At 50.0% G+C, this 3,585-nt stretch carries 2 rRNA genes; both read left to right on the forward strand.

Features of this window, described 5'->3' with window-relative positions:
* Positions 1 to 210: 210 nt before the first annotated feature.
* A 23S ribosomal RNA gene (locus AC07Y4_RS32480) occupies positions 211 to 3,084 on the forward strand.
* A gap of 128 nt (positions 3,085 to 3,212) precedes the next feature.
* A 5S ribosomal RNA gene (gene rrf / locus AC07Y4_RS32485) occupies positions 3,213 to 3,325 on the forward strand.
* Positions 3,326 to 3,585 lie beyond the last annotated feature (260 nt).

Here is a 3,585-nt window from a genome sequence, read left to right on the forward strand (position 1 = left end):
GTCGAATCAGCGTTGCTGATGGAAACTGCACATTCGTAAAGGTTTAGTGCAGACCGTGCCATCAGCAACATAGAATTTTTGATTGCGTCAAAAGAAACTTCAATTTCGAGTCAAATCGATATTGGAAGTACGGCATAACGCGTCAGGTGAAAGACCTGACATATTCCTTGAGATGATTTTGTAGTTTCGCAAGAAACGTCAAAGTTATAGGGTCAAGTGAATAAGAGCACGTGGTGGATGCCTTGGCAATGATAGGCGACGAAGGACGTGATAGCCTGCGATAAGCTTCGGGGAGCTGGCAAATTAGCTTTGATCCGGAGATTTCCGAATGGGGAAACCCACCTGCAAAGGTATCGCATGATGAATACATAGTCATGCGAGGCGAACCGGGTGAACTGAAACATCTCAGTAGCTCGAGGAAAAGACATCAACCGAGATTCCGAAAGTAGTGGCGAGCGAAATCGGAGAAGCCTGTTAGTGATAGCACAAGACATAACGGAACAGCTTGGAAAGGCTGGCCATAGCGGGTGATAGCCCCGTACGTGAAATGACCTGTGTGGTACTGAGCTAACGACAAGTAGGGCGGGACACGAGAAATCCTGTCTGAATATGGGGGGACCATCCTCCAAGGCTAAATACTCATCATTGACCGATAGTGAACTAGTACCGTGAGGGAAAGGCGAAAAGAACCCCGGGAGGGGAGTGAAATAGATCCTGAAACCGCGTGCTTACAAAAAGTAGGAGCCCGCAAGGGTGACTGCGTACCTTTTGTATAATGGGTCAGCGACTTACATTCAGTGGCAAGGTTAACCGAATAGGGAAGCCGTAGAGAAATCGAGTCCGAATAGGGCGATCAGTCGCTGGGTGTAGACCCGAAACCAAGTGATCTATCCATGGCCAGGATGAAGGTGCCGTAACAGGTACTGGAGGTCCGAACCGACTAGTGTTGCAAAACTAGCGGATGAGCTGTGGATAGGGGTGAAAGGCTAAACAAACTTGGAAATAGCTGGTTCTCTCCGAAAACTATTTAGGTAGTGCCTCAAGTATTACCATCGGGGGTAGAGCACTGTTTTGGCTAGGGGGTCATGGCGACTTACCAAACCAAGGCAAACTCCGAATACCGATGAGTACAGCTTGGGAGACAGAGCACCGGGTGCTAACGTCCGGACTCAAGAGGGAAACAACCCAGACCGCCAGCTAAGGTCCCTAAAATTGGCTAAGTGGGAAACGAAGTGGGAAGGCTAAAACAGTCAGGATGTTGGCTTAGAAGCAGCCATCATTTAAAGAAAGCGTAATAGCTCACTGATCGAGTCGTCCTGCGCGGAAGATGTAACGGGGCTAAGCCAGTTACCGAAGCTGCGGATTTGCAATTTATTGCAAGTGGTAGGAGAGCGTTCTGTAAGCCTGTGAAGGTGCGTTGTAAAGCGTGCTGGAGGTATCAGAAGTGCGAATGCTGACATGAGTAGCGTTAAAGGGGGTGAAAAGCCCCCTCGCCGTAAGCGCAAGGTTTTCTACGCAACGTTCATCGGCGTAGAGTGAGTCGGCCCCTAAGGCGAGGCAGAGATGCGTAGCTGATGGGAAACAGGTCAATATTCCTGTACCGATTGTTAGTGCGATGTGGGGACGGATCTTAATAGGTCATCCAGTTATTGGATTATTCTGGTTTAGTTGGATGTAGGCGTGCATTAGGCAAATCCGGTGCACATATACCGAGGCCAACGATCGAGCGGACTTGTCCGTGAAGTGACTGAACGAGGTTCCAGGAAAAGCCACTAAGCTTCAGCTAACAACGACCGTACCGCAAACCGACACTGGTGCGCGAGATGAGTATTCTAAGGCGCTTGAGAGAACTCAGGAGAAGGAACTCGGCAAATTGACACCGTAACTTCGGAAGAAGGTGTGCCCTATTAGTGTGTAGTGAACAACGAAGCATGAATGGGTTGCAAAAAATCGGTGGCTGCGACTGTTTATTAAAAACACAGCACTCTGCAAACACGAAAGTGGACGTATAGGGTGTGACGCCTGCCCGGTGCTGGAAGATTAAATGATGGGGTGCAAGCTCTTGATTGAAGTCCCAGTAAACGGCGGCCGTAACTATAACGGTCCTAAGGTAGCGAAATTCCTTGTCGGGTAAGTTCCGACCTGCACGAATGGCGTAACGATGGCCACACTGTCTCCTCCTGAGACTCAGCGAAGTTGAAATGTTTGTGATGATGCAATCTCCCCGCGGAAAGACGGAAAGACCCCATGAACCTTTACTGTAGCTTTGTATTGGACTTTGAACAGATCTGTGTAGGATAGGTGGGAGGCTTTGAAGCAGGGTCGCTAGATCTTGTGGAGCCAACGTTGAAATACCACCCTGGTGTGTTTGAGGTTCTAACCTAGGTCCATTATCTGGATCGGGGACAGTGCATGGTAGGCAGTTTGACTGGGGCGGTCTCCTCCCAAAGCGTAACGGAGGAGTTCGAAGGTACGCTAGTTACGGTCGGACATCGTGACGATAGTGCAATGGCATAAGCGTGCTTAACTGCGAGACTGACAAGTCGAGCAGATGCGAAAGCAGGACATAGTGATCCGGTGGTTCTGTATGGAAGGGCCATCGCTCAACGGATAAAAGGTACTCTGGGGATAACAGGCTGATACCGCCCAAGAGTTCATATCGACGGCGGTGTTTGGCACCTCGATGTCGGCTCATCTCATCCTGGGGCTGTAGCCGGTCCCAAGGGTATGGCTGTTCGCCATTTAAAGAGGTACGTGAGCTGGGTTTAAAACGTCGTGAGACAGTTTGGTCCCTATCTTCCGTGGGCGCTGCAGATTTGAGGAAGCCTGCTCCTAGTACGAGAGGACCGGAGTGGACACACCTCTGGTGTATCGGTTGTCACGCCAGTGGCATTGCCGAGTAGCTAAGTGTGGAAGAGATAACCGCTGAAAGCATCTAAGCGGGAAACTCGTTTCAAGATGAGATCTGCCGGGGCCTTGAGCCCCCTAAAGAGTCGTTCAAGACCAGGACGTTGATAGGTCAGGTGTGGAAGCGCAGTAATGCGTTAAGCTAACTGATACTAATTGCTCGTGCGGCTTGACCCTATAACTTTGATCGATCTGATCAAGGTGTTATGCCAAGTTGACGCATTCAAAATAATTCGCCAAAAGCTGATTCCAAACTCTATGAATTCGTTTGATTGATCGTGTGATCAGTCAGACAACCCTTTATGCCTGATGACCATAGCGAGTTGGTACCACTCCTTCCCATCCCGAACAGGACAGTGAAACGACTCAGCGCCGATGATAGTGCGGGTTCCCGTGTGAAAGTAGGTCATCGTCAGGCTCTTACAGCCCAGAAAACCCCAGTCAGCAATGACTGGGGTTTTTTGCTTTGCGCAATGCAAAGGCCTAAATAGATAAAAAGCGCCAACTCGAAAGAGAGGGCGCTTTTTTATTGGAGCAAACAACCGCCAATCAGGCGTTGCGAACTCCCGAAGCATCGGATTGCGCCGCGCCAACTGCAATCAGCTCTGCAAGCAGCTCTCCCGTCAGAGCCTCCAGCGACTCACCGGCAAAGAATCGAGCTCGAATCAGCTCGAAATA

Source organism: Variovorax sp. GW460-12-1-14-LB1, assembly GCF_059423605.1.